This is a genomic window from Faecalibacterium prausnitzii (assembly GCF_003287405.1).
Classification (GTDB): domain Bacteria; phylum Bacillota; class Clostridia; order Oscillospirales; family Ruminococcaceae; genus Faecalibacterium; species Faecalibacterium intestinale.
On the sequence record NZ_PRLD01000064.1, the window covers coordinates 1 to 643 of the forward strand.

The following is a 643-nucleotide window of genomic DNA, read 5'->3' on the forward strand; positions in this document are numbered from 1 at the left end:
GCCCCGACAAGCGCTACCCCAACAAGATCACTTCGGAAATGCAGACGCATTGTAGAAGTGAAGTCCCGGATGGACAGAAAATTTTCAAGAATTGAAAATTTGTGGCCACGGGACGGTTCTTGCCCTCTACCGCTGCGCTCAAAACCGTTTCTGGGTAATTGTTTCCGAATTGTTAAGACGCAAAAATAAGTAGAGGTGGTGCTGCTCATGTAATGGGGTCACCGTTTGCTCCGAACGAAGTTCCTGCCCCTGTTTATGCAGCGGCGTTGACGAAAAGTCGGTATCACGTTCGGACGGCTTATGCAAGATTCAAGGTACTGTATGAAGAAAGCTGGGCGCAGTGCGGACACTACGTCCTGCTTCTTTCAAGCACAAGAATAACACTTTTAGGTTGTGCAGACAACAACTGTGAATAAAATTCGGAGATTTGTACAACCACATAAGGTTCTATTTGTAAAAAAATACCGCCCATGCAGCGCAGCGATGATTTTGTCGGGGTGAATCGGCGGCAAAATAGATCGGGTGTGTTGCGGGGCGGTAAATTCTTTTGCGGACTTTCCCTCACTGAAGTGGTGGGTCTCACGGTGATAACCAACCACTTTCTGTGGCTGTGTTCAAAATGAACACGACCACATCTTGTGGA

At 47.6% G+C, this 643-nt stretch carries 1 protein-coding gene; it reads right to left on the minus strand.

Features of this window, described 5'->3' with window-relative positions:
- Positions 1-349: 349 nt before the first annotated feature.
- Positions 350-643 (minus strand): hypothetical protein (locus C4N24_RS15555; protein ID WP_207657279.1); only part of this gene is annotated, 294 nt, incomplete at its 5' end.